The sequence below is a fragment of the uncultured Umboniibacter sp. genome (assembly GCF_947497555.1).
Taxonomy (GTDB): Bacteria; Pseudomonadota; Gammaproteobacteria; order Pseudomonadales; family DSM-25080; genus Umboniibacter.
The window spans coordinates 293,087-318,595 of record NZ_CANMGY010000001.1 but is presented as its reverse complement, the minus strand read 5'-3'; the positions used below and the strand labels follow the sequence as shown (position 1 = coordinate 318,595).

Annotated in this window: 25 protein-coding genes; 10 read left to right on the top strand and 15 right to left on the bottom strand. The window is 49.8% G+C overall.

Annotation, left to right across the window (positions count from 1 at the left end; genetic code table 11):
• Positions 1-4: 4 nt before the first annotated feature.
• The gene (gene parE, locus Q0698_RS01375; RefSeq protein ID WP_298632981.1) at positions 5-1,888 is read left to right on the top strand and encodes a DNA topoisomerase IV subunit B; all 1,884 of its coding nucleotides are present in this window, start codon (positions 5-7) and stop codon (positions 1,886-1,888) included.
• A 202-nt stretch (positions 1,889-2,090) separates the two neighbouring features.
• Here parE and Q0698_RS01370 read toward each other — a convergent pair whose 3' ends face one another.
• The gene (locus Q0698_RS01370) at positions 2,091-3,071 is read right to left on the bottom strand and encodes a helix-turn-helix transcriptional regulator (RefSeq protein ID WP_298632979.1); all 981 of its coding nucleotides are present in this window, start codon (positions 3,069-3,071) and stop codon (positions 2,091-2,093) included.
• Between the two features lie 216 nt (positions 3,072-3,287).
• Between Q0698_RS01370 and Q0698_RS01365 the strand changes: the two genes are divergently transcribed.
• The 3 genes from Q0698_RS01365 to Q0698_RS01355 are packed head-to-tail and all read left to right on the top strand — an operon-like array spanning position 3,288 to position 5,151.
• Positions 3,288-3,887: a LysE/ArgO family amino acid transporter gene (locus tag Q0698_RS01365; RefSeq protein WP_298632977.1), complete on the top strand. Its 600-nt coding sequence runs from the start codon at positions 3,288-3,290 to the stop codon at positions 3,885-3,887.
• 54 nt (positions 3,888-3,941) lie between these two features.
• Complete coding sequence (locus tag Q0698_RS01360) at positions 3,942-4,490, top strand: hypothetical protein (RefSeq protein WP_298632975.1); 549 nt, start codon at positions 3,942-3,944, stop codon at positions 4,488-4,490.
• Positions 4,491-4,494: 4 nt separating this feature from the next.
• Positions 4,495-5,151 carry a hypothetical protein gene (locus Q0698_RS01355; protein WP_298632973.1) on the top strand — a complete coding sequence of 219 codons (657 nt, stop codon included), beginning with the start codon at positions 4,495-4,497 and terminating at the stop codon, positions 5,149-5,151.
• 42 nt (positions 5,152-5,193) lie between these two features.
• Here Q0698_RS01355 and Q0698_RS01350 read toward each other — a convergent pair whose 3' ends face one another.
• Together Q0698_RS01350 and Q0698_RS01345 are read right to left on the bottom strand one after the other, a co-directional pair.
• Complete coding sequence (locus Q0698_RS01350; RefSeq protein ID WP_298632971.1) at positions 5,194-7,098, bottom strand: cation:proton antiporter; 1,905 nt, start codon at positions 7,096-7,098, stop codon at positions 5,194-5,196.
• On the bottom strand, positions 7,095-7,721 hold the full coding sequence (locus Q0698_RS01345; RefSeq protein WP_298632969.1) for an NAD(P)H-dependent oxidoreductase: 627 nt from the start codon (positions 7,719-7,721) through the stop codon (positions 7,095-7,097). The genes Q0698_RS01350 and Q0698_RS01345 overlap by 4 nt, the downstream gene beginning before the upstream one ends.
• Before the next feature lie 204 nt (positions 7,722-7,925).
• On the opposite strand from Q0698_RS01345, the gene Q0698_RS01340 reads away from it, so the two are divergent.
• The gene (locus Q0698_RS01340; protein WP_298632966.1) at positions 7,926-8,831 is read left to right on the top strand and encodes a phospholipase A; all 906 of its coding nucleotides are present in this window, start codon (positions 7,926-7,928) and stop codon (positions 8,829-8,831) included.
• A gap of 40 nt (positions 8,832-8,871) precedes the next feature.
• Positions 8,872-9,084 carry a hypothetical protein gene (locus tag Q0698_RS01335; protein WP_298632964.1) on the top strand — a complete coding sequence of 71 codons (213 nt, stop codon included), beginning with the start codon at positions 8,872-8,874 and terminating at the stop codon, positions 9,082-9,084.
• Here Q0698_RS01335 and Q0698_RS01330 read toward each other — a convergent pair.
• The 3 genes from Q0698_RS01330 to Q0698_RS01320 all read right to left on the bottom strand — a co-directional run bounded on the left by Q0698_RS01330 (position 9,074) and on the right by Q0698_RS01320 (position 11,707).
• A complete protein-coding gene (locus Q0698_RS01330) occupies positions 9,074-9,292 on the bottom strand; it encodes a MerR family transcriptional regulator (RefSeq protein WP_298632962.1) in 219 nt (72 codons plus the stop codon). The genes Q0698_RS01335 and Q0698_RS01330 overlap by 11 nt on opposite strands.
• 111 nt (positions 9,293-9,403) lie before the next feature.
• A complete protein-coding gene (locus tag Q0698_RS01325) occupies positions 9,404-10,906 on the bottom strand; it encodes a DEAD/DEAH box helicase (protein ID WP_298632960.1) in 1,503 nt (500 codons plus the stop codon).
• A 54-nt stretch (positions 10,907-10,960) separates the two neighbouring features.
• Entirely contained in the window at positions 10,961-11,707 is a 747-nt protein-coding gene (locus Q0698_RS01320; protein WP_298632958.1) for a hypothetical protein, read from the bottom strand.
• 76 nt (positions 11,708-11,783) lie between these two features.
• Between Q0698_RS01320 and Q0698_RS01315 the strand changes: the two genes are divergently transcribed.
• On the top strand, positions 11,784-12,851 hold the full coding sequence (locus tag Q0698_RS01315; protein WP_298632956.1) for a polysaccharide deacetylase family protein: 1,068 nt from the start codon (positions 11,784-11,786) through the stop codon (positions 12,849-12,851).
• Positions 12,852-13,005: 154 nt separating this feature from the next.
• Here the strand turns inward: Q0698_RS01315 and Q0698_RS01310 are convergent, their stop codons facing one another.
• Positions 13,006-13,797 carry a glucosaminidase domain-containing protein gene (locus Q0698_RS01310; RefSeq protein ID WP_298632954.1) on the bottom strand — a complete coding sequence of 264 codons (792 nt, stop codon included), beginning with the start codon at positions 13,795-13,797 and terminating at the stop codon, positions 13,006-13,008.
• Between the two features lie 173 nt (positions 13,798-13,970).
• On the opposite strand from Q0698_RS01310, the gene Q0698_RS01305 reads away from it, so the two are divergent.
• Both Q0698_RS01305 and Q0698_RS01300 read left to right on the top strand, forming a co-directional pair.
• Complete coding sequence (locus Q0698_RS01305) at positions 13,971-14,576, top strand: YigZ family protein (protein ID WP_298632952.1); 606 nt, start codon at positions 13,971-13,973, stop codon at positions 14,574-14,576.
• A 55-nt stretch (positions 14,577-14,631) separates the two neighbouring features.
• Positions 14,632-16,404, top strand: coding sequence for an ABC transporter ATP-binding protein (locus Q0698_RS01300; protein ID WP_298632950.1), 1,773 nt, complete (start codon positions 14,632-14,634; stop codon positions 16,402-16,404).
• Positions 16,405-16,432: 28 nt separating this feature from the next.
• Here the strand turns inward: Q0698_RS01300 and Q0698_RS01295 are convergent, their stop codons facing one another.
• Positions 16,433-17,080: a replication protein P gene (locus Q0698_RS01295; protein WP_298632948.1), complete on the bottom strand. Its 648-nt coding sequence runs from the start codon at positions 17,078-17,080 to the stop codon at positions 16,433-16,435.
• The gene (locus Q0698_RS01290) at positions 17,013-18,131 is read right to left on the bottom strand and encodes a DnaT-like ssDNA-binding domain-containing protein (protein WP_298632946.1); all 1,119 of its coding nucleotides are present in this window, start codon (positions 18,129-18,131) and stop codon (positions 17,013-17,015) included. Before Q0698_RS01290 ends, Q0698_RS01295 begins: the two co-directional genes overlap by 68 nt.
• A 606-nt stretch (positions 18,132-18,737) precedes the next feature.
• Here Q0698_RS01290 and radA point away from each other — a divergent pair.
• Entirely contained in the window at positions 18,738-20,114 is a 1,377-nt protein-coding gene (radA, locus tag Q0698_RS01285) for a DNA repair protein RadA (RefSeq protein WP_298632944.1), read from the top strand.
• Positions 20,115-20,136: 22 nt separating this feature from the next.
• Here radA and Q0698_RS01280 read toward each other — a convergent pair whose 3' ends face one another.
• The 6 genes from Q0698_RS01280 to Q0698_RS01255 are packed head-to-tail and all read right to left on the bottom strand — an operon-like array spanning position 20,137 to position 25,505.
• A complete protein-coding gene (locus Q0698_RS01280) occupies positions 20,137-20,577 on the bottom strand; it encodes a methylglyoxal synthase (protein ID WP_298632942.1) in 441 nt (146 codons plus the stop codon).
• A gap of 14 nt (positions 20,578-20,591) precedes the next feature.
• Positions 20,592-21,119: a hypothetical protein gene (locus Q0698_RS01275; RefSeq protein WP_298632940.1), complete on the bottom strand. Its 528-nt coding sequence runs from the start codon at positions 21,117-21,119 to the stop codon at positions 20,592-20,594.
• Positions 21,109-21,864: an ABC transporter ATP-binding protein gene (locus tag Q0698_RS01270; protein ID WP_298632938.1), complete on the bottom strand. Its 756-nt coding sequence runs from the start codon at positions 21,862-21,864 to the stop codon at positions 21,109-21,111. Before Q0698_RS01270 ends, Q0698_RS01275 begins: the two co-directional genes overlap by 11 nt.
• Positions 21,855-22,835 (bottom strand): iron ABC transporter permease, encoded by a 981-nt coding sequence (locus Q0698_RS01265; protein WP_298632937.1) that lies wholly within the window; start codon positions 22,833-22,835, stop codon positions 21,855-21,857. The genes Q0698_RS01270 and Q0698_RS01265 overlap by 10 nt, the downstream gene beginning before the upstream one ends.
• A complete protein-coding gene (locus Q0698_RS01260) occupies positions 22,826-23,599 on the bottom strand; it encodes a hypothetical protein (protein ID WP_298632936.1) in 774 nt (257 codons plus the stop codon). The genes Q0698_RS01265 and Q0698_RS01260 overlap by 10 nt, the downstream gene beginning before the upstream one ends.
• Entirely contained in the window at positions 23,532-25,505 is a 1,974-nt protein-coding gene (locus Q0698_RS01255) for a TonB-dependent receptor (RefSeq protein ID WP_298632935.1), read from the bottom strand. The genes Q0698_RS01260 and Q0698_RS01255 overlap by 68 nt, the downstream gene beginning before the upstream one ends.
• Between the last annotated feature and the right edge of the window lie 4 nt (positions 25,506-25,509).

Here is a 25,509-nt window from a genome sequence, read left to right as displayed (position 1 = left end):
AGCTATGTCGAACTACACCTCAGAATCGATTGAAGTATTAACCGGTCTGGATCCAGTCCGTAAACGCCCGGGTATGTATACCGAAACCACCCGGCCAAACCACTTGGCGCAGGAGATCATCGATAACTCGGTGGACGAGGCGTTAGCAGGACACTGTAATAAAATTGACGTGGTGCTGTTTAAGGACGGCTCGATGTCGGTCACCGATAACGGTCGTGGTATGCCAGTGGATATGCACCCGGAGCAAGGTAAGCCGGGCGTCGAAGTTATTCTCACCACATTGCACTCCGGTGGTAAATTCACCAATGACAACTATCAGTTTTCGGGCGGTTTGCACGGGGTTGGTGTATCGGTAGTGAACGCCTTGAGTTTAGGTCTTGAAGTAACCATTCGCCGCGGTGGTGAAGTCCATCGTATGAGCTTCCGAGACGGTAATAAAGCTAGCGAACTGAGCGTTATTGATAGCTGTGGACAACGGAATACCGGAACCCAGGTTCGCTTCATGCCGGACGCCAAGTATTTCGATTCCCCTAAATTCTCTCTTAGCCGGCTGCGCCATGTGCTGCGAGCGAAAGCCGTACTCTGCCCGGGTCTTACGGTGAACTTCCATGACGAAGCTTCCGGCGAGAAAGATCAATGGTTTTACAAAGACGGACTGAAGGATTATCTCTCCGGCCGAACTAACGGTTGGGAGGTGCTGCCCGCAGCACCGTTTGTGGGTACATTCTCCGGTTCCAGCGAAGCGGCTGAATGGGCGGTACAGTGGCTGCCGGAAGGTGGTGAGCTCACCACTGAAAGCTATGTTAACTTGATTCCCACAGCTCAGGGCGGTACCCATGTAAATGGGTTACGAACCGGTCTGCTAGAAGCAATTCGTGAGTTCTGTGAATTCCGTAGCCTAATGCCTCGCGGTATTAAGCTAAGTCCTGAGGATATCTGGGATAAATGCTCCTACGTGTTGTCAGCCAAATTGGCCGATCCGCAGTTTTCTGGGCAAACCAAGGAGCGATTGTCATCACGCGAAGCGGCAAGCTTTATTAGCGGCGTGGCGAAGGATGCCTTTGGTCTGTGGCTAAACCAACATACCGCGGAAGCGGAAGCCATCGCGGAAATGTGTATTAACAATGCTCAGTCCCGTCTCCGTAAAGCCAAAAAAGTTACGCGTAAAAAGGTGACTAGCGGTCCGGCGCTGCCAGGAAAATTAGCAGATTGTTCTAGTGCGGAGACCGAACGCGGCGAACTATTCCTCGTAGAGGGTGATTCGGCGGGAGGTTCTGCTAAGCAGGCGCGTGATCGTATCTTCCAAGCTATTTTGCCACTGCGCGGTAAGATCCTTAATACTTGGGAAGTCGACGCCGTGGATGTACTCGCATCGCAAACTGTTCATGACGTCGCCATCGCCATAGGTGTTGAGCCCGGCTCAGATAACCTAGAGGGTTTACGCTACGGCAAAATCTGTATTTTGGCTGACGCGGACTCCGATGGACTTCACATCGCGACGCTTCTCTGTGCACTCTTCGTTCGCCACTTCAAACCGCTGGTGACCGCTGGGCACGTATACGTATCCATGCCACCGCTATTTCGAATTGATTTGGGCAAAGAGGTTTACTACGCCCTTGATGAGCAAGAGAAAGAGCATATTTTGGAAAAATTCCGCGTAGAAAAGAAACGCGGCACGCCACATGTATTACGATTCAAAGGTTTGGGTGAAATGAATCCGTCGCAGTTGCGCGAAACGGTCATGAACCCAGATACCCGCCGGTTAATTCAGCTCTATGTTGAACCAGGCGATGACACTATGGGAACCATGGATATGCTCTTGGCAAAGAAACGCGCTGGGGATCGTAAGACTTGGTTGGAAGATAAGGGTAATCTGGCTGAGGTTTAGATTTTGTAGGTTTGCCCATAAAGCTGGATATTTAATAATCATAAGTTGCTTCGGCATTCGCTCTCGAAACTTATTAACGCATTAGGTGAGCTCCAGTTCTTGCTCACCTGATGCAACGGCATTCGAGTCGAGAAATAAAGTGATGGCTAGTACACTAAATATTCGAATCATGAGTTCTCCTCCCAAATGCCGCTTAGTTTAATTAGTTGTCATCCTTGGCGAACAGCTCCATCAATCCTATCAGCGCTCCAAACAACACGGCACCAACGGGCCAGATGATCCAGGTAACCCCCCAGTCCATTGTCCAAAGGCTCCAACCCAGAAAAACTGCGACCAGTAGCGGCCAGTAGAAAGCGGCTAGTTTCTCGGCTCGCTTAGCTCTCCTGCTCTTAACCGTCTCCACGTGGTTCTCTTTGAGAATGTTGCTATAGGCTTCATATTCGGTTGAAGCGGGAATAACTAAATACAGACCGGCAGCAATCATCAACATCAGCACAATCAGCATTAGCTTAACTAACTCGTCACTTCCGTTAAGAATGGCCGTTAGCATGAGTGGCGCGAAGCTGCTAATAAATAGGAATATTCCAAGGGATAGGCGTCTGTTGTAGATGGGCCTAAACTGCTTCAGCTTCTCCTGGAATACACTGTGTACCCCATAGGACAGCTCGAACTTTTCGTTATCTATCGTATCGAAATCGGCTTCGTATTGATTCATCTTGATAAAGTAGCTGACGCCTAATGAGACCATAACTAGTATGCTCATAATGCCACCGGCAGTGGCGATGTCTCCGTTGATATTCAGTCGGCCGGTATCCTCCATGGCCATAAGAAAGAATAGCGGTATAACTGAGCAGACACATAGGATGACGCCCTTAGTGGTCAGTGCGGCCGCTTCAATCTTGCTTTGGACATATTTGCCAGCATGGTCAAGATTGACTTCGATGTTGTTAGTTTCTATTCGCTCATCGGCAGCCGCTGGAGCTTCCAGTTCGTCCCGTAAAAGGTAATCGGTAGACACCTCAAATAAGTCGGCAAGCTTGATAATCTTGTTGAGGTCAGGGATGCTGTTGGTGCTCTCCCATTTGGAGACTGACTGTCTCGAGACGTTAATTTTGTCGGCCAATTCTTCCTGCGACCAATTAGCTTGTTTGCGAAGTTGTATAATTTTTGCGGCAAGTATCATGGGTCCATCCCCTGGTGTTAAATTGAGCCTCTAGCTTAGGAATCTGGGCGGTTGCAAACTACCAAGTGAGCTTGTTTTCTTGTCAACCAGTGGTTGCATATCATCTAAAATACTAGATTTGTAGGTTAAAAGTAATGATAGTGGTGTAATTACACAATTAGTGAATCGAGTTATCGATTTTCGCTCCCCAATGACTTCTTCGGGAAAAGCTTCACCATGATGTCTACATTTGCTGCGGGTTTTTCGCTAGGTTTATCGTTGATTCTTGCCATCGGATCGCAGAATGCTTTTGTGCTGAAACAGGGGATTAAGCGTCAGCATGTTCTGGCAGTATGCACTGTCTGTGCTATCTCAGATGCTATCCTAATAGGGCTCGGTGTAGCCGGTTTTGGCGTAGTTGTTGCGCAGTTCCCAAGCATCGAACAGTTTGCCCGCTACGGTGGCGCTGCCTTTCTCCTGATCTACGGTGGCTTGAGCTTTAAATCTGCATTCACTCAGAGTCATGCGCTAGATACGGCGCAGAATGTGAACGCCTCGCTAAGCAAAGCCATTTTGATGTGCTTGGCATTCACCTGGCTCAACCCTCATGTGTATCTAGATACCGTTATCCTACTGGGCTCCATTTCAACGCAGTACCAACCCAATCAGCTGGCCTTTGCGCTGGGGGCTATGAGTGCATCCTTTACGTTCTTCTATGCTCTGGGTTATGGATCGCGTTTTTTGGCTCCCTTGTTTAGTCAGCCCAAAGCTTGGAAGGTATTGGAGTTTTTGGTGGGTATTATTATGGTGAGTATTGCCCTATCATTGATAGTTTAGGTCATCTCGATAAGTTGTCCGATTAATAACTCCCCTTTATTTCAAGGATTGATAATGCGCTATCTATTGCTCGGCTGTTTACTTCTCTGCGCGTCTTGCATGCATGTCCCCGTTGCTACGATGTATAAAATGGCCACTTACGATTCGGCTCGTCTTTATAAGGTTGACCCCCAGCAAGTCCGCTATTACATCGATATTGAGGGCGCAAGTGTTCTGGATACCAACTCTGTTAACTTGGACATTACCATCAGTGATTATCATGGCGACAAGCTTTTCGCCAATAGCCTAACTTTAGAATCTTACGAAATGATTCCTGCCGAAACCGAGGGTTGGTTTCCAGACCCAGAAAAGCATAGCTATGTGTTTAAGCTCAGCGAGACAGGCCTCGCTTCATTTGCGTTGGCGCAACAAACGGACCCCGATGACGAAGATACCAGCATGAATATTCGTGTTCGTTATGACTTTGAGACTCTGGCTCCGGACAGTACGATCACGTTGGCGATGTTCTTCGACGAAGAATTGGGGCGTCTAACTGTATTTGAAGACGCACCGATTGAGTTTGAAAAGCTCTTGGATAACCCTGACGAGACTAAGGTGGAGTAGTAATATGTTGGCAGTTACGCACATCGCAATGGGTATCATTGCGCTAATAGCGGGATTCTTAGCGCTTGCGGTGCAGAAGGGCGGTTCTTCGCATCGTAAAAGCGGCTTGGTCTTTGTGATATCCATGTCATGGATGGCAGCGTCCGGCGCGCTGTTGGCTTTCCTTAATAGCGAATGGCTTAATGTTATTGCTGGTGCGCTGACGCTGTATTTGGTTGTCACTGCTTACCTTAGCGTGAACGTTTTCACTCGTTTCAACCACGGCTATTTACTGAGTGCATGTCTATTTGGCCTGACAACGGGCGCGCTGGGCTGGTGGTTAAGCTATGGCTTTCTGAGCTCAGAGGTGAGCAGTATTGATGGTCGCCCAGTTGCCGTCCTTGCTGTGTTCAGCAGTATTGCCCTCGCTGCAGCCTTGTCAGACCTTCGCCCATTAATTAATGGCCCCTTGAAGGCTAAGCCAAAGCTCATTCGTCATGCGTGGCGCATGGGTATTGCGCTGTTTCTTGCTGCCGCTTCATTTTTTCTTGGGCAGGCTCAGGTTATCCCTGAGGCAATACGGATCCTACCTGTCTTGGTAGGACCTGTACTCTTAGTATTGATAATGACGATTTATTGGGTAGTGCGCATCAAGTTTTGGGGGCTAAAAGCCAGAGGCTAGCCCCTAGTGAGGCTTAATGGGCCTCTTTACGCAGGAAATTGGCTACTCATCCGTCAACTTGAAGTCCGCAGGTTGACGTGCCCAGCCACGTTCATCCAATGAATGCTTCTCATGGCGCTCTCGTTTGAGTTCGGCGCGCATATTCTCTTCCATTTGCAAGAAGACATTTCGTAGCCGAAGGGTTAGATCGGGCGCGTCTTTTAGTTCATGCCATTCACGATACAGCGTGCCCGATGCTTTAGCCGAGGAACGCAAATACGCTTGCTTTTTCAGCTCGGCTCGAAATGGATGAGTGCCAAGCCGACGTAATGCTTCAGCGGCAGTCTCCAAGGCCGATTCAAACGTTTCCATTATGATGTAATCGGCTCCAGCTTCGCGAAGCATGTAACTATGCGGGCGATCGTAAGCTCTCGCTAAAATTGGGAGCTTAGGGTGAGAGTGTTTGAGATAGCGAGTAAGCTCCACGGCTTGAAGTTGATCATCAAACGCGATGACTACCAGTGCTGCATCATCCAGCCCAGCGGTGTGCAAGAGGTCAGGTTTAGACGCATCACCGAAATAGCTTTGGATTCCCACACTTCGCAGGTCCTCAACGTGACTCGCTTTACGGTCGAGGACAACGGTTGTGACGTCAGAGTTTACTAACATACGGTTTACGATCTGGCCAAATCGACCTGCGCCGGCGATAATTACACTCCCCTTTTCGGTGATTGTGTCCGCTTCTTGTTCGTTGGACTTAAGTTGGTAGCGTGGGAGTACAACACGGTCATAAAAGATGAATAATAAAGGTGTGAAGAACATCGAAGTCGCAATGATCATCTGAACCAATCCCATTGCCTCTCCGCTAAGGACGTTTTGTTGAAAGGAGTAGTTGGCGAGTACAAAGCCAAACTCCCCTACCTGGGATAAGCTGAGTGCAAATAGCCATCCAGCGCTACGGCGTATTTTGAACAGCCAGGCAATGAAAACTAAGACTGCCGCCTTGAGTGCAATGATGCCCAGTGCCGCGCCCAAAATAAGGGGCGTGTTATCCGCCAGGGTCGCGAAGTTAACACCCGCGCCTACGGTAATAAAGAAGAGGCCTAGAAGTAGCCCTTTGAACGGTTCTATGTTGGATTCTAACTCATGCTTAAATTCACTGTTGGCTAATAACACGCCAGCTAGAAAAGTACCGAGTGCGGGAGACAGGCCAACCAAACTCATTAGCGCAGCAATCCCCACCACTAAGAAGAGCGTTGTCGCGACAAACATCTCGCGAAGCTCACTTTGGGCGATAAAGGTGAACAGCGGACGAGTTAGAAAATGCCCGGCAAAGATCACCAAACCAATACTGCCAAGTGTGACGAGTGTTTTCGCCCAGCCTGGGAGCCCCTCAACTAAGCTGTAGCTAGCGTGATGATCACTGGCTACTTCGCTGCTTATTCCTGCCAGCTCGGGCAGCGCAAGCAGCGGAATAACAGCTAACATGGGAATGACTGCGATATCTTGAGTCAGCAGAACGGAAAAAGCATTTTGGCCGCCCTCGGTCTTGGTTAGCGCTTTTTCCTGAAAAGTCTGCAGTACAATGGCGGTGGAGGACATTGCCGCAATGAGTCCTAGAGCGATACACACTCGATAGTCCAATCCTAATGCGTAAGTCAGTCCGATCACCCCGCCGGCGGTCAGCGATATTTGCAAGCCGCCGAGGCCGATTAGCCGATTGCGCATCTCCCAAAGCGCCCGTGGCTCCAACTCTAAACCCACCAAGAAAAGCATCATCACCACGCCGAACTCCGCAAAGTGCTGAATCGTTGCAGTCTCTTGACCTACTAAGCCTGTTACTGGGCCAATAATGACGCCCGCTAAAAGATATCCTAGTACTGACCCTAAGCCCAGCTTCTTTGCAAGTGGGACCATTACCACTGCGGCGGAGAGGTAAATTAGCGCCTCTAAAAAATAGCCAGTCATGAGTGATTTCCCTTGGCAGTGAACAGTGAGGTATAAGCGTCATTCATAAGATCGCTCGTTTGCGGTCCGGTCAGCTGAATCGGACTATGCTGCAGGCTACTCAGAACTTGTTTCCAAAGTTGATTGTGTGAACTTAGACGCGATTCCTGCTTGGCCGTACGGCTACCAAAGAGAACCAGAGGAGGCAAAAAATGCATTTGGCAAAGCGACGCCATTTGTTGGACTGGCCTCAATAGTTGCGGGATCGTATATTGATTTTGTCCCTCACTACAGTAGTCGCTTTCGGCCCCACCCGCGGTGAGGCTACATAGTAAAATTTTACCTTTCAACGCCGTGCCATCTGAGCCATAGGCAAAACCATATTCTAAGACTAAATCCTGCCATTCCTTTAGCATGGCTGGCGTGGAGTACCAGAACATAGGAAATTGAAAAATCACCACGTCATGCTCAAGTAATCGCTGCTGTTCGCGCTCCACGTCTATGTGATGCTTTGGATATTCAGCATAGAGGTCAACGGCGGTTACTCCCTCCGTTTGTTGTGCCGTTTTAAAAAGCGGCGCATTAGTAACGGAAGCATCCAGGGCTGGATGGGCGAAAAGAACGAGCACTTTACGTGGGGTCATCGGTAGGTCTTTCTCCAAGAATAATTCGCTTTCATTCGCTACTATGACAAATCATGAACTACGATTTTAAATCGTTAAGTCTCGAGATGCGAGCCGGAAGCTTCTGTCGGTACTAACTTATTTGTTAAAAGGTTATAGTAGGATGAGAATAGATTATCATAGAGCTAATATAGAAATACTTAGCGGGGTGAGATAGTAACGACTATGAAGCGATTAATACCAACAAAGTTTGGCGCGAGCCTCAGATCTATCCAGTTGTTAGTGCTGGCAATAATATTAACCATACCACTCGCTGCCGCTGAAGAAGTGCTCAATAAGCGCATTGAAGCAGAACGTAGTTCTCAAGAAAATCCATTTATCATTTCGCAGCATCGAGCCAACTACATCCTTCCCTTCACTTACTCCACAGATCCAAATCAAGAAAATTATACCCTTTTTGGTGATGAACTCGTGGACAACGAAGAGGCGAAGTATCAGCTTTCGATCAAAGTGCCGTTGTATAATCCCAGTAATGCTTCCAGTGAGGGGCTGTATCTTGCGTTTACGTTGAAGAGCTGGTGGCAGGTATACAATTCGGATATATCCGCGCCGTTTCGAGAAACTAATTACGAACCTGAATTATTCTATCACTGGACGCCCAACTATGATCTTGGTGGGTTGAAGGTCGCCGGGCTGGAGGTGGGCATCAATCATCAGTCAAACGGACGAACTAATCCTCTTTCACGCAGCTGGAATCGTGTAGTGGGTAGGATGATAGCGGAAACAGATAATTTCTTTTACATCGCTAAATTATGGTATCGATTACCGGAAGATGAGAAGGAGAATTCGAGTGACCCGGTTGGCGACGATAACCCAGACATTATTGATTACATGGGGAACTTTGAATTCATCGTCGGTACGCGTGTGAAGGATCTAGAGCTGTCACTGACGATGCGAAATAACCTATCCACATCCGCTAACAAAGGGTACTACGAGTTAAATGCGGCATACCCGTTAACTGATCGTTTTGATATCTTAGTGCAATATGCCAATGGTTATGGCGAAAGCCTTATTGATTACAATTATAAAATCGAAAGATTCGGAATTGGGTTTCAGTTAGCAAGTTTCTGACCTGAGTCAACGTCGACGCTCGACAATGAGGTGGAATGCAATGAGTGGTCACGAAGTTCGACCTAGCAATGTGGGATTATTCTTAACCCTAGGTTTTTTCTTTACAGGGGCTTTTACTGGACTGCTCTTTGGACATTTTCTATTAGGTGCTTCGGCCGGCGCAGTGATGGGTTCATTGGTAGGTTTGAATGTTTTTCTCTTTCTTACTCGGCGTCAACGTGACGCGAGACGGGTTCAACAAACTAAAGAATAGACTTGCTGAGGAATTTTTGAATCTGTTCTTTGCTGCACCCTAAGCGTTCCATATGACTCATTCGATTTAACATTAGGAGCGCATCTTGGGTGTACATCCCAGACTGTTCGCAAGGCAACAGCCCAGCCTTGGTAAGCTCTCTAATTTTCGAAATCGGCTGCGACGACATCGTGCACAATTCCGATAGCGAATAACGTTGTGTAGACATAATTAGTACCTCTGGGCTAATTAAAGAGCTTCCAGAGGTTATCTGCTATATGTGCAAACCGCATTTAGTGGAAAGCCACATGCTAACCCCACGGCAGTAACACCTTAACTACTAGCGGCGCCGCGGCTGTCTAGTCCCTGCAGGTGCTGGCGTTCCCGAACTCGCCCTTCGGCGAGGGGTTGGCACACCGCCTTTCACTGCGGGCTTACCACTATCGCGAGACCGAGTATTGTCACCGCTACTTGGCTTGGCTCTGCTAATGCTGGTCTTTGCGCCTGCTTTAGCGCTGGACCGATGACTCGGCTTGGCACCTGGTTTTGCAGCTTTTGAGCCGGGCTTCCCCCCGCGCGTTGGCTTTCGTCGATTATTACTTCGTGGTGCCCGATCGGTATTTTGGGCACCGTCACTGGATCGAGATTTAGGCTTTTTAGGCTTCTTCGCTGCCCGGGCAGGGCGAATAGGGGGGCTGGAAGGTAGGTCATGGTCCGGTTCGAATCCATCCACTAAACGTCGCTCAAGCTGCTTCTGCAATAGGCGTTCAATACCTTTCAGTTCTTCAATTTCGTCGGCTGCAACGAGCGATACAGCATTACCAGTCTTTCCAGCTCTGCCTGTTCGACCAATGCGGTGGACGTAGTCCTCAGGGTTACGCGGCAGATCGAAGTTAACAACTACTGGCATATCCTCAATATCTAATCCTCTCGCTGCAACATCGGTAGCGACGAGGATATCGGCCTGGCCACGTTTAAAGGTGCTAAGCGCTTCGGTGCGTTGGCGCTGTGATTTATCCCCATGAATGCCAACCGCCTTGAAACGTTTCTGTTGAAGGAGCTTAACAAGTTTATCTACGCCACGTTTTGTTTTGCAGAATACTAATAGTTGCACCCAGCCATTCGTTTCGACGAGTTCGAGTAAGAGTTCAGGCTTGAGTTTCTTATCGACGGGATGAAGCCAGTGTTTAACGGAGCTAGCCGCACCAACCTTAGGTGCCGTATCGACTTCTAGAGGGTCGCGAAGGCGAGTGCGAGCGAAGTCACGAATAGAGGGAGAAAAGGTAGCCGAGAATAGTAGATTTTGCCGGCTTGTTGGTAGCTTGTCACAAATTCGATCAAGGTCATCGCGGAATCCTAGGTCGAGCATTCGATCAGCCTCATCTAGCACTAAGGTACTAAATTGATCATATCTCACCGCATTCTGACTCATAAGGTCTAGTAAACGGCCTGGGGTAGCGATAAGTATATGGGCACCACGGCGAAGCTGCATCAATTGTGGATTAATGCTCACCCCTCCGTAGACCACTGCACAGCGAACGCGAAGATCCTGGCCATAGTGTTTGAACTGATCGAAAACCTGCTGAGCCAACTCTCTAGTAGGGACTAAAACAAGATTTTGAACCTGATTCTTTTCAAGTGGCGGGGCTTCATCGAAGAGATTGAGGATCGGCAGGGCGAAGCTAGCGGTTTTCCCCGAACCCGTTTGCGCCGACGCAAGAACATCTCGCCCACGCTGTACACCAGGGATGACAGCCGCTTGAATCGCCGTAGGTTGGGTATAGCCGCTCTGGGCTATCGCGCTGAGTAGCTCAGTGCGCAGGAATAATGAATCAAAACTCATGAGTAGGTGAAGCCTTGTGGGATCCGAATTAACGCCATTAGCGCTAATTCTAGTTTATTGTGGCGGATTAGTGTTGTCTGGCATCCGCATTCGAGTACGAATTACGGTAAACGAGCTGTTTGCAGCAAGATGATTAGCGTGTTGATAGCTACTAAACTGCGCCTCGTTTGGTTTCAGCGGTGCACCCCAGTATATGGTGCCGCGCATTGCTATTGCAGAAATTACAATCAATAGAGAAAAAACCCCTAAGCGCTTGAAGTTGTTTTCACGACCGATATTTCGACAGCTTAAGTCCGAGGCGCGAATTAGTTCATGTAACAGTCCGCTAAATAGAATGGCTACCATTAGCCAAATCACAGATTCCCATTGTTGGGAAAGCGCAAGCCAGGGTAATTCTTCTCCATTAGCAAGCCATTGATAGAACGAACTGCCCTGTTGCGTGCCGACAATTTGATAAAAAGAGATCGCGACCACGCCGGTAATAATAGATGCTAGCCCCATAAAACTGAGCCATGCTCGCCAGAGGCTTCGAACTCGAAGCCCCGAAGGGAAAGCGCAGGCTATAATCATAGGAATACAGATCCACGTGCTCAGCATGAGGTCGAATCGGAAACCGAAAAATAGTGCCTCGGCGAGGACTGGGAACGGTAGGTAGAGCGTATCCGACGGATAGGCTAACATGAGGCAGATACGGAGGAGTTGCTGTACTAATAGTATGGCTAGTAACGATCGCAGCAGAAAGCGCAGATCGGCAGATAGCCGATAGCGGTGTTTGCGAAGTTTTTGCGATAACTTAACCATAGTATTGTAGCTATAGCGCCCTAGTCGTGAAAGATTTATTGTGCACCATTATGACGCAACAAGCGAGGAGAGGCTAATGCTAAGGCTGTTAATGATAATCGTTGGAACCTTGTTAAGTACTACGGTCAATTCAGCGGTTATTTTGCAATACCATCATGTTTCGAATGACACGCCAGCTTCTACGAGTATTTCGCCTGAAATGTTCGCCGCACATATGGCCTATGTAGAAGAATTAGGTTATGAGGTAGTGCCGCTAAGTGAGTTAGTAGTTAGCTTGCGGAACGGTAACGCTATTGCTGATGATGTGGTGGCGATCACCTTCGATGATGGCTATGCCGATAATATGGCCGCTATCAAAAGCGAGATCGTTCCGCGCGACTGGCCCTTTACTATATTTGTCCCCCCACTTCTCATTGATCAACGTCTCCATGGTTATATGAGTTGGGATGAGCTCAACGAGTTAAAGCGCCTTGGTGGTGAGCTCTCCAATCATAGCTGGGAACATAATCATCTTGCGGCTAAACTGCCCAACGAATCCGACGAAGCTTGGTTGACTCGATTTCGCGAAGACCTGTTAAAAGCAGAGGCTCGCATTGAGGAAATGACGGGAGAATCCAATAGGATACTCGCTTACCCCTATGGCGAGTTTTCGCCTCAAATGCTTGAGGTGCTATCGGAAGAGGGTTTCGCTGCGGTGGGGCAGCAATCGGGCGCAGTTGGAGAGCTTTCGGAGCTGGGGCACTTGCCTCGCTTCCCCTTTGGTGGACCTTATGGAACAGTGGAGGATTTTCATACCAAGGTACGAACATTGGCGATGCCAGTTGAATCGGTGGTTTTGAAAAATAAGGGTGAAGTCCTAACGAGTCATATTCTGGAATATGGTAGCGCATGGCCACAGGCACATCTGACGTTGCAGGAAGGTAGTGGCGTAGACATTTCGGGAATCAACTGTTTTGCGTCTGGCTTAGGTGTACAAGCTGTCACGTCCGATGGAGAGCATAGCTTTAGTGTCTTGGCAGATGGAGCGTTGCAAGTAGGACGTAGCCGCTATAACTGTACCGCTGGAAGTAATCAGCGACATCGGTTCTACTGGTTTTCAGTACCGGTGGTGCAACTGAGTGCAGAGGGTAGCTGGGTAGATTGATTGGTACGTTCAAACCACTAACGGCGCTGCAAGGCTTCGTTAAAGCACTGACGCTAATGGCTTGGAACCACTATCAACTCGGTAGTGGTTTCAAGAATATAGACTGAACAATCCGCTGCCAAAGCGTGCTCATCGCTCTTAATTCTCGCTCTCCTTAATCAGTGAGCTTATTAACGCGAATGACACTGCGGAGTTCGTCAATATAATGCTCGCCAATTCCCGAATAACTAAGCAACCCGCCTACCATGGCCGAACCCGAAACAGATTGCCCGCGCTCCCGAGCCTCAAGACGAATATCCCTGGCTGGTTCATAGGCTGGATGGCTGTTGATGTTGCGGAAGTATGCTCTTACAGCATCTTTCGGGTGGTCGAAGACCTGGACTTCATGGTGAGCTCCGGCGGAGCGCTTTGATGGCACCAACCCGCAACCTTCCGTGAAGCACCACTGGCCAAAGAAATTATAAGCATTAACGGCGAAACGCGAGGTGCCCCATGCAGACTCTACAGCAGCTTGGGCTAATGCCATACTCATTGGAATGGCGTCCACGTGAGTGAGGAGTTCCTCTTGAGAGCATGGATCGGCACGATACTTGTCGCACCAAGGTTGAAGCTCACGAGGATTAGAGGTGGCACTGATGATTTCTCGCTCAGCCAACATCCGCTCATTTTCAGCGGCTACGATAGGGCGGAAGTAATCGAAGAAAGCCTGCTTCTTAGCTTTGGTGTCGGAGATGCTACTAAAGTCGGGCAAGTCTTCGGCCGGTGTTGGTACTCGGTCGACTCGAGCCGCTGACGAGTCGTTAGCGCCAGAGGTACTGTCAGCCTCTGGAGACGTTGCCGCAGGGCTTGTTGACTCGGAATCTTCAGACGTGTCCCGCAAAACCAGCCAGCCCACTGCTACTGCGACGGTTAGAAATAAAACCAGCAAAGATTGTTTCGAATTCATTGAGCTATTTCCTTTTACCATTAATGACAGCAAACTGGTTGCACGAGTAGGCGCGTGATTAACCGCTCGATCGTTGAAGTTTAAACCATAAACGACACATTGCTAAAAAGCCGCCTTACAAGGTGATATGCTAGCGCCCATATGATTTATCCAGCTTTGAGCAGGAGAGTAAATTGCTTGATCCATCTTATCAAGTGCCAATAGGTCGTCAGATTACCGAAATCGAGGTGAAAAAGTCTCGATTTATTTGCTGGCTCGACTATGCAGAGGGGAGAGAGGATTTGCAGCAACTCCTTGCTGACGCACGCCAAGCACACCCTTCGGCAAGTCATCACTGTTGGGCTTTTTCTAGTTTTAACGGCCGTCATGAAGGCCAGGGCGACGACGGCGAACCCAAGGGGACTGCGGGTCGTCCTATCTTAACCGTGCTTCAGTATGCTGAGATCAGCAATGTTGCCGCCGTGGTTATTCGCTACTTCGGTGGTACCAAACTGGGTACTGGGGGGCTGGCTAGGGCCTATGGCGAAGCGACTAAGCATGGCCTTCAGACACTTCAGACCGAGACGTATTCACCTAAAGTCTATGTAAGCTTCGACGCGGGCTTCGAGCACGAGGCACAAATTCGCTACATCGTGGATCAGGCCGAAGCGGAAATAACCGTCGAGTATGGGTCCTGTCTGCGGGTGCGAATATACCTTAATGAGTCTAAGCTAGAATTTGTGCAGGATCACCTTCGACGAGACTTTCCACAGCTTGAAGTACGTTTAGAGGACGGTTAAGGTAGCGCCCATAGCGATGTCTCGCATCTAATATATGCTGAAAGAGTAGGCCCCAATGTCAGAAAAAGTATCATCACTTCGTCGACTAATACGCTATGCCGATTCCGATCGACCGCAGATTTATTGGGCGAGCTTCTGCTCGGTCGTTAACAAGTTATTCGATATTGCACCTGAGATTTTGATTGGTGTTGCGATTGATGTGGTGGTGCGACAGGAGGAGTCATTCCTCGCCAGTATGGGTATTGCCGATCCGGTGCACCAAATTATGTTGTTGGGTGTACTGACTTTTCTAATTTGGGCGGGCGAATCGCTGTTTGAATATTTCCACTTGGTCGCCTGGCGCAATCTTGCTCAACGACTTCAGCATCGCCTAAGAATTGACGCTTATGATCACCTTCAAAAGCAGGATCATAGCTATCTGGAGCAGCATAATACTGGCCATTTTGTTGCTATTTTGAATGACGATGTGAATCAGTTAGAGCGCTTTCTTGATGGCGGCGCTAACGCGATGCTTCAGGTATTAACCGCGGTGATTGGTGTCGGAACGGTCTTCTTCATCATTAATCCTACTATTGCGATGCTGGCGTTTTTGCCAATCCCAGTAATCATCTATGGCGCTTTTTGGTTTCAAAAACGCGCTGAACCGCGTTACAACAAGGTTCGTGAAAAGGTGTCATTGCTCAGTTCGCGTTTGAGTAATAATTTGAGCGGCGTCACCACAATTAAGAGTTTTACAGCCGAAGCCCGCGAAAAAACACGATTGGAGCAGGAAAGTTCGGACTATGTCACCGCCAACCGCGAAGCGATTGCGGTCAGTTCTGCGTTTATTCCTGTGATTCGTATGGCTATTTTGACCGGCTTTTTATTGACCTTCTGTGTGGGTGGCTACATGAGCTTACAGGGTAGCCTCGAGGTGGGTGCCTATGGCTTATTGGTCTTTCTAACTCAGCGCTTACTATGGCCTCTGACGCAGTTGGCGAGCACGATTGATCTGTACGAGCGCGCCATGGCGTCGACGCGTCGCATCTTGGACGTTCTCTCGGTTAAGTCAGATATTGCGAACGGCGCTCACACGATGGATGCTAAGACGGTTAATGGCGAAATTTCGATCGATGATATTTCGTTTGGCTATCAGCCAAACCGTCCAGTGATTAACCACCTGTCACTTGATATAAAACCCGGTACTACGGTTGCGTTTGTTGGGGCTACCGGAGCGGGGAAAAGTACCATTACCAAGTTACTACTTCGTTTTTACGATCCGTACTCAGGCTCCGTGAAACTTGATGGAGTAAGCCTTACTGACTGGGATACGCAATCCCTTCGCGATACGATTGGCTTGGTGAGTCAGGACGTTTTTCTTTTTCACGGGACGGTTCGGGAGAATATCGCCTTCGGCGAGCCCAACGCTAGTATTGAGGCAGTGGAACAAGCTGCTAAGTTGGCCGAAGCACACGAATTTATCAGTGAACTCCCAGAGGGTTATGACTCCATAGTCGGCGAGCGCGGACAAAAGTTATCAGGAGGTCAGCGCCAACGACTATCCATTGCCCGTGCGCTGCTAAAGGACCCTAGAGTGCTGATTTTAGATGAGGCTACTTCGGCAGTTGATAATGAAACGGAGGCCGCTATTCAGCGCTCGCTCACGCAGATACGCGAGGGCAGGACGTTAATTATGATTGCTCATCGATTATCGACGATTGTGGATGCGGATCAGATTGTGGTACTGGACAAGGGCAGAATTGTTCAACAGGGGACGCATGCCGAGTTGGTGGGCGAAACCGGAATTTATCAACAGCTATGGCAGGTTCAAACTGGTGGCGTGGCCTAGGTAAAACGATGGGCTAGAGACTTTCTTCCTAGCCCATATTAAGCTTCTTCTTTAGTGCTTTCATGTTGGCGAGTTGCTCTTCCTTTGAAAGCGGCTGTGAGACTTCACTGGGTAACTCTTTAACTTCCGGAGCGGGAATAAACTCGCCGTCGACAACCTTTTGACACCAATTCTCATAATGTTGAGTGAAGATAGGTAATACCTTTTGTTCCGTTTCGGAGGCAATTAAATGCCAGCCTGTTGCGCTGCCCGCATGGTAGACAATGGGGTTGCTCCACTTAAACGCAGCGCGTGGAGTTGGTGCATTACAGGCCTCGACATAGGCTGCGCGAACATCGGGCAAATCGTGAGCAACAAATAGCTCACGGCGGCAAAATTGCTGCATTTTGAATAGTGTTGGTAAGTATTCACTGTTGTTGATGAGCTTCTTTACCGCCTTCAAAATAATATCGGCTTCGAAACACTGCAACGATTCCGCCCACAGTCTACGCATATGCGTTAGCGTTTGATCATCCTTGAATGCAGCCAAGAATTGGTTGTGATAATTCAGACGCAGGATTCCGACTACCTGATTAATGGCATCAATATGGGTTTCCGAGAAAACCGCTTTAGTTTGCCCAGCTGCGATCTTGGACGAGGTCCCCTGTTGATAGGTCACGCGTGGCTCTGTTGCCATGATTATCTCCTGTTGTCGACACAGCACCCTGTTGATGGCGTTGTGCCCAGCGGTGTTTTACATGCTGAAGAAATTTACTATTCCACGAACGGTGGAGCTGCTGACTTTCGCGCCAATAGAGTACAAACTCACCCACCACGCTGGCCGCAAAATCAGCTGGAATGTTGGCCATGGCTAGGATGTCGATGACATCTCGGTCAGGCTGCCAGTTTGCTGCAATGGTCTGTGGGTTGGTGTCATGTTTAATGTTATGAGAGTACGACTGCCATTGGCGACGAATATGCTGCAGGAATTTAGAATCCCAGGTGGATGAACTGTCGCCACGTTCACGCCAGTAGAGCTTAAACTCAGGGACGCAGTCGTCGATAAACGTCTGTGGTACGCCATCACGCAATAGGATACTGGAGACATCTGCTCCGGGGGTCCAGCCCTCATTGAGGGGTTGTTTGCGAGCGGACTCAGCCTCTTCCTGTTGATGTTCGCGCCATTTACGACGAACCTGTGCTGCAAATTTACTGCCCCAAGCATTATGGGCAGTGCCACGCTCGCGCCAATAGTTCACAAATTCAGTGAGTTGTCCGATAGCGAATTCTCGGCTGACTCCGAATTGCGTTAACGTACGCATATCGTCTTCGCTAGGTTGCCAATTCGGAGCCATGGGCGATGCAGCATTAAACTGGGTAGGAGTAGGTCGTGCTATGGGTTGAGTGACTGGCGCCATGCGCTGTTCAACAGTGGTTGAAGCTTGTTGCGAAACCATTCGATAAATAAGTTCGTTACTCTCGGTTACCGGTGGTGAAGCAACAATAATAGCGGACTGGCTATTCAGGCTTTGGATGATGCGCTGCAGGTCCTGAGTGTTCCAGAAGGGAAATAACTTTAATAGGCGCGGGCCTTCTAGTTTAACCCACGCATGACCATCCTTGCCTTTCACACCACGAATGATGACTGCTTCATTCAAATGGCTCAGCAGCACAGCTTCCTCTAGCCCATAGTTAACGGCTAGTTCGCGGGCAACGCTGATGGTGCTATTGGTTAATAACGCAGTCATGTGTAACTCTCTACGATTGGGCAAATAGCATAACACAGCACTTCAGCTAAATTCATCCGTCAAATAGCGAAATCTTAAATGTGATCAAATCTATGCTAAAGCCGCAGTAATTTAAGAGGAAGCTCTTATTTTGTCTCCCAAGGTTTGTGCGCGTGTCCTTTTAGGTATTGAATCATATTCAATGCTGACGTAATGTAGTGCTACATGGAGTAGCATCGTTCAAACAGATTACTGTGTTGAGCGCTTTGGGGGAGGCTCGTTGTTCTTTGAATAGCGATTTGCTCCACAGTATTTCGAGCGGGCATTTATGCACATGGACGTGCTACTTCATGTACTTAATAAAGTCTTAGTATCAATCTCATCAGATCATCTATTCCAAAATTATCACTTCGTTGGCTTCTAAGTCGCTCGTGCATTCTTGCCCGTATTGAATTGAGCCAACGCCTACAGCGATAAAAGCTTAATAGGGCTTGCGGGCGTCACTGTGTAATGTTGTCACAATTCGATGTCGTCACGATTCGATGTCGTCACGATTCGATGTTGGCGCCCATTGACAGCATCCTGTAACATCAAAGACTTCCTTTATATCCGTCGGAGAGCAGCCCTGTGGCAAAAACCAAGTCAGCCTTTGTCTGTAATGATTGCGGTTCAGATTACCCACGTTGGCAAGGGCAGTGTAATGACTGCGGGGCATGGAATACGCTCTCGGAAGTCCGTTTGGGATCCTCTTCTGGCGCCAAACCGGTGGCCGCTGCTCGTGGGGGTTACGCGGGCTCAGCCGGCGGTCAAACGGTTCAAACACTCGCCGATATTAATTTGGCGGACTTACCACGCTTTAGTAGTGGTAGCGCGGAGTTCGATCGTGTTCTAGGCGGTGGCATGGTGCCGGGGTCCGCCATTCTGATGGGTGGTCACCCTGGGGCAGGCAAATCAACCTTGCTACTGGAAACACTGTGCTTCCTCGCACAGCAAAATAGCTGTTTGTATGTCACTGGCGAGGAGTCACTGCAACAGGTTGCGATGCGAGCCAATAGATTGGGCCTACCAGTCGATAAATTGAAAATGCTGTCCGAAACCAGTGTGGAGTCAATTTGTCGGGTGGCCGAGAGCGAGCGGCCGAAGGTGATGGTTATTGACTCTATCCAAGTTGTTCACATGGAAGATATTAGCTCTGCGCCGGGCTCCGTTTCGCAAGTGCGCGAGTCAGCGGCGTTTCTCACTCGCTATGCGAAGCAAACGGGTACCGTACTCCTATTAGTGGGGCACGTAACCAAAGATGGCAGTTTGGCTGGCCCCAAAGTCCTTGAACATATGATAGACGCCTCGTTGCTTCTTGAGGGAACTCATGACTCACGGTTCCGAACTCTGCGAGGACAGAAGAATCGTTTCGGGGCGGTCAACGAGCTAGGCGTGTTCGCTATGACGGACAAGGGACTCAAAGCCGTTGCGAATCCTTCGGCTATTTTCCTGCAGAAGGATCAGGCGGTGAGCTCAGGCTCGGCCATTATGGCAGTATGGGAAGGAACACGTCCGCTGTTAGTTGAACTTCAGGCCTTAGTTGACGACTCGCACACTGGACATCCCAAACGGGTAGCGGTGGGCTTAGACGCTAATCGATTGTCCATGCTGTTGGCTGTCTTACATCGCCACGGGGGCATTATGGTGGGCGACCAAGATGTCTTTGTTAATGTGGTGGGTGGCGTTAAAGTGTTGGAAACGTCGGCAGATTTGGCGCTATTGTGCGCAATCGTGTCGAGTTTACGCGATAACGCGTTACCGCGAGATCTGTTGGTATTCGGTGAAGTTGGTCTGAGTGGTGAGATTCGTCCCGTCCCATCGGGTCAGGAACGTCTACGAGAGGCGGTTAAACACGGCTTCACCCGTATCGTGTTACCGAAGTCTAACGCGCCGTCGGGAAAAATTCCGGGTGTGGAAGTGGTTGCGGTCGCTACGCTTGCCGAAGCGTTAGAGGCTTTGTTCTAAGCAGCAACCCTTCGACGAGGCTTTAAGCGCCGACTTTGCGTGCACGATACACGCTAAAATCCGGTGCTTTAGGGCAATAGTCTTCGCTGAACAGTGGTGATTGAATAAGATAATCTGCCGTGGCTTCATTACAGGCCATCGGTACGTTCCATACCGCCGCTAAGCGAAGCAGGGCTTTTACGTCGGGGTCATGGGGTTGGGCTTCTAGCGGGTCCCAAAAGAAAATCATCATATCCAAACCGCCTTCGCAAATGAGTGCGCCAATCTGTTGGTCGCCGCCCAGAGGTCCGCTTTCAAAGCAATGTACAGGTGCCTCCAGGGCACTAGCTATGAGTTTACCAGTGGTTCCCGTTGCGAATAACTGCTGATCTCGTAGTCGGTCTTGGTGCGTTTCAATCCAAGCTAGCAACGCTGGTTTCATGTTGTCGTGAGCAACGAGAGCAATACGTTTGGCGATGGGCATAGATCAACTCCGTGTTAGTAGGACTGCGATACAAAAGTGCGAATAGGGAAGCCCCTGCGCTTATTAATGACCATACTAACGCAAAATAGCCAATTGGCGAGTAGGTTGGTAAAACGCACGAGTTCCGGCGGAATTTCAATGCCCGCTGCATCAATGACTACCATTTGACGAATTACTTTCTTGCAGTTGCACTTAGCGAGATTGAGCTCACTAACCGGCGCAGCGCCTTCTGGTAGTACAAAACTCGTCACCGTATCGCCCAGTTCGGCCTGATAGTGTTTGTAGCGCTTGGTTAACCAGCTGATGTGCTCTTCATGAATAGCCTGCCGACCGCGAATTGAGCCGTTGAGGTGAAAGGCCCACTCAACCAAGGTAGCAATATCCGTTCGGATATCTTCACAACTAGCTTCGAGGTGCTGTGCGATGCCACCTAGGCGTGCTGCCAGTTCGTCAGTCAAGACCTCGAAGTCACATAGCGGCGAAGGTTCATAGATGAAGGGATAGACCAGCTCGTTGATTGAACCGCGGTGCTTAAGCGTCATGATGGTGCTCTTCGTTGGCAGCAACCGCTCTAACCAGCGGCGGCGACTGATTAAAGTCCACCTGAAAGCCAACCCCAAAACAGGCTTCGAGCGCAGTGGACTGGATTACCAACTTGGGTGTTCCACTTGCAACTAACTGACCCTCATGAATAAGTAGCAGTCGATCACAGTAATGGGCAGCGAGTTGGAGGTCATGTAGTACCAATACCACTGCCTTGGTGGCAGTAGCCTCTGCGCAGATTCGAGACAGTAGCTCAAGCTGATAACGAGGGTCTAAGGCGGCAACGGGCTCATCGGCGAGTAACAGTGTCGCATCACTGGAAAGCGTTCTGGCAAACCAAACTCTAGCCAGCTCCCCGCCGGAAAGAGAGTCCAATTGCCTGCTGGCAAGTGGCGCTAGATCAGCCTTCGCTATTGCGGCATCGATGGCTTGGTGATTACCATGAATTAACGTGCCAAGTTCTACTGCGTCACGCACCGAAATAGGCCAGTTGGTTTCGATATGTTGAGGAATCCAGCTAATTCTCCGCCCGCGTTCCTTAACGGAATAGGAGGTGAGCGGCTTGGCAAGAAAGTCTATGCTGCCACTATCTGGTGTTAATAGACCTGTGAGCAATTTAATGAGGGTAGATTTACCCGCACCATTAGGGCCGATGATGCCAATTACTTCGCCCTCGTTGATGCTGAACGAGATATTGCTCAGGCGCTGATCCAAACTGACATCATTGAGAGTGACTACAGCCATTTCTTGCGCTCCGAAATAATCAGCTTAATAAACAGCGGCGCACCAAGCAGTGAGGTCACGATACCTAACTTGAGCTCCTGACCCGAGGGGACGACTCGGACAAACAGATCGGCAGCAACCACCAGAGCGGCACCGCCAATCATTGCTGGGACTAGGCTGCGATCGGGTCGATGCCCTACCAATGGGCGGATGAGATGCGGCACAATTAAACCTACGAAACCAATATTTCCGGCGACTGCGACACAGCTACCCACCGCAATGGCACTGCCAATAATAATGAGTCGAGCATTTAACTTAGCATTGAAACCAGAGGTTTCGGCCACCTCTTCGCCCAGAGTTAACGCAAACAGAAATCGGCGCTGCGGGAGGATAAGGACAATAGCGGCCGTCAACCCCATTAGCGCAATTGCGACGTGGCTAAAGTCACGATTAGCGACCGAGCCCAGTAACCAAAATACGAGTTCTTGCATGGCATAGGGATTCGGAGCGAAATTCAACACCATGGCCAATAGAGCCGAAGCTACCGTGGCAATGGCAAGACCGGAAAGAATAAGTAACGCCGGCCTACTTGAGCCCGCTAACGCGAGTACTCCCATCAGGCAGAGAGCAGCGCCAATGAGGGCAGCTCCCGGAATGACATAGCTTGCTGCCAGACCACCGACACCAAAATAGAAGGCTGCTGCAGCGCCAAGTGCGGCACCCTGTGACGCGCCAACTAAGCCGGGGTCAGCCAAGGGGTTACGAAGTAGCCCCTGAAGTGCGGCACCGGCAAGCCCTAATGAGGCTCCGCAAAGAGCGGCTAGCAGGGTTCGTGGTAAGCGGATGTCACCAATTACCATCCCCGCTAAGGTGGTTTGCTGGCTCAGGAAGTCAATGAGGCCCGCCAATGGCGATACCCAAACACTGCCGAGTGATAGCGAGGTTAGGAGTAAAACGGCTAGCAGTAGCATCAGCCGAAGATTTAATGCCATGCGCGTAATTCCTCAATTAATTCGAAAGTCCAAGGCCCTGGACACTGCCAGCGCCAATCGTCGGAGGTGTATATTTGCTTTGGACTAAGAAGTTGCTCCCAGAGAGGGTGCTCAAAGACTAAATTTGCCAAGGCCGGGCTCTGAGGTGCCGCAATCAACAACCGTTCGGGCGGCGAAGCGATAATAGCTTCAAGATCGATGGCTTGATAACCAGAGTGAGCCGAGTAATTCCGAAATCCCACCTGTTCAAGGAGCTGATTCTCGAAGGTATCCAGGCCAGTAGCAATACCGTTGGAACCTAACTTAAGTAACTTTGGCGCATCTTCCGTGAGCGGGGGTGCCGGCCGGAATTGCGATTCATACTGTTGCGTGGGAGCCAGCCATGACAACAGCGTTGCATTTTGATCATCTACGGCTGGCAAGGTTTGTGGCAGTGCCAAGGTTTTCACTGGATAGCCCAGCGCTGTTAGGCGCTCACGAAGCAGCCAAGCGTTGTATTGCCCAACTACGATCAGGTCTGGATTAAGGCTGATTAACTGCTCAAGCGAGCCGTCGTGAAGCGCAAACCGAGAGGTATCAATTGGCCCCTGATAGCTAGCGCTCAGCGGACTGAGAGCAAGAACCTGGCCGGGCTCAGCATAGTGAGCCAGCAGCCAGTCGCTACAGAGGTCGAGCGAGATGACTCGCTCGGGCCGATCAGAGGCTGTAGCTAATGATGAGAGAAGCAGTGCGACCCAACTGGCCAAAACCGGTAACGCTCTCATAATCTTCGTCCAGGAGGTTATTAACACCAAGGTTAAGCGCTAGTGCATCCGTTACTTGATAACGAGCACCGACATCTAACGTGATATAGCTGTCCAGAGTGGGGTAGTTGGCGAACAACCAGTTGTAGTCGGTGCGCTCACCGGTATAACGAAGTTGTGTCCAAATAGCCGCCTGTTCAACCATTTGCCAATTCACCATAGCATAGGCTTGATGCTTAGGTACGCGCAACGCTGGCTGAGTCTGTGGATTGTACTCCTTAGCATCGGTGAAGGTGTAGTTGGCATTTAACTGCCAAGTTGAAGAGAGCTGCTGGTCATACTGTAGCTCAAGCCCCTTGGCTTTACTTGAGTCAACGTTTTCCATCCGTGAATTAGGGAAGTTGCCCACCGAACGAATCAGTTGTTCAGTTTCCTGTTGGAATAGCGTGGCGGAAATGCTGATGTTATTAAGCTGCCAGTCCACTCCTAGGTCTGCACCTTTTGATGTTTCTGGTTGGAGGTCGGGGTTGCCGCCAAAGTCGTATAGTTCGAATAGCGACGGCGCCTTAAAGCCCGTGCCGTAGCTACCACGAATGCTTAAGTCCGACGACAGTTGATAGCGCAGAGTGCCACGATAGCTCAGTTCGGTGCCAAAACGATCATGGTCGTCATTACGCAAGCCAACTGAATAACTAATACCCGTTGATTCACCCATGAGTTGCGCGAAAACGCTATGGCTGCTGATGGCCTGAGTCGGAAAAAAGGTGGTACCAACTTCTTCATCAAGTAGATCCGCACCCACAAGCAGTTGAACGGCTTCGTTAAATCGGTAGCTAGCTGTCGCTTCCGTGTAGTCTCGTTCGCCCTCGGCAATGTACTCCTGCATGCCGGCGGGGATGCCGTAGCTGGGGTAGCCAGGTGAATAACTGCTGGTGTCATTGGTGTCCTTACCCTGCGTATACGCAATCATCACTCTGAATGCGTCAGTACTCGAAGCAAAACTGGCACTAGCACGAACATACTGGGAGTGCCGATCTTGGCGATTTTCAAACCCGATAGCCTCATCAATGGGGAGACCTGTAGTTAAATCATCGGCATCAAAGCCAACGGTGTTTTTACTATCGTAGCCCACAAGATTGACATCAAAGCCGTTTACGCGAGCACCTACCTGTATATTGGCAGCATCGGATTCATAGCCATCCTTCTCGCTACTTCCTCGCGCTTCGCTTGCCGCTGAAATGCCATCGGTTTGATAGTGACTGTATTGGAGCCCGCCATAAACGGAATCGGTATCGAAGCTTCCCGCGATGGACACGCGTGCGGTTTGATTGCTGCCAACTTCAGCACTCAATCCAAGGCTCTGCTCTTCACCACTGTTGGTGATGATATGGATCACGCCGCCGGAAGCGTCAGTGCCATATAGCACACTCTGCGGACCGTACAGGATCTCAATGCGAGCTACACCGGTGAGGCGAAGGTTGGCTAAGTCCACGAAACCCGTGACAGGATCATTAATGCGCATGCCGTCTAGCAGCACTAAGGTGTGGTTGGCCTCTTGGCCGCGTAAGCGAATTTGGGTAAGGGCTCCGGTACCGCCATTACTAGCCAGTGAAACGCCCGGCGCTCGCTGAAGCGCTTCGCTGACGAAGTAAATTCCCTGCTCTCGGAGTTCACTACCTAATAGGCTAATGCTGGTGGAGCCCAACTGATCGGCTGCCACAGGCATCCGATGCGCGGTCACATTAACTTCTTCGAGGTGTTGATCGCTGGCGTAAAGGGAGGTGCTAAGAGTGGCCGCAACGCTGATAGCGCCCGCGGACCAAAGTGTTTTGTAGGTCATGGTTTCTGCCGTAATAATTGAGATGATTCGGCCTAGCATCGCTAGCCCGCCAACCCGCGTTGTCAGACGGCAATCCGCTTCGATCATTCAC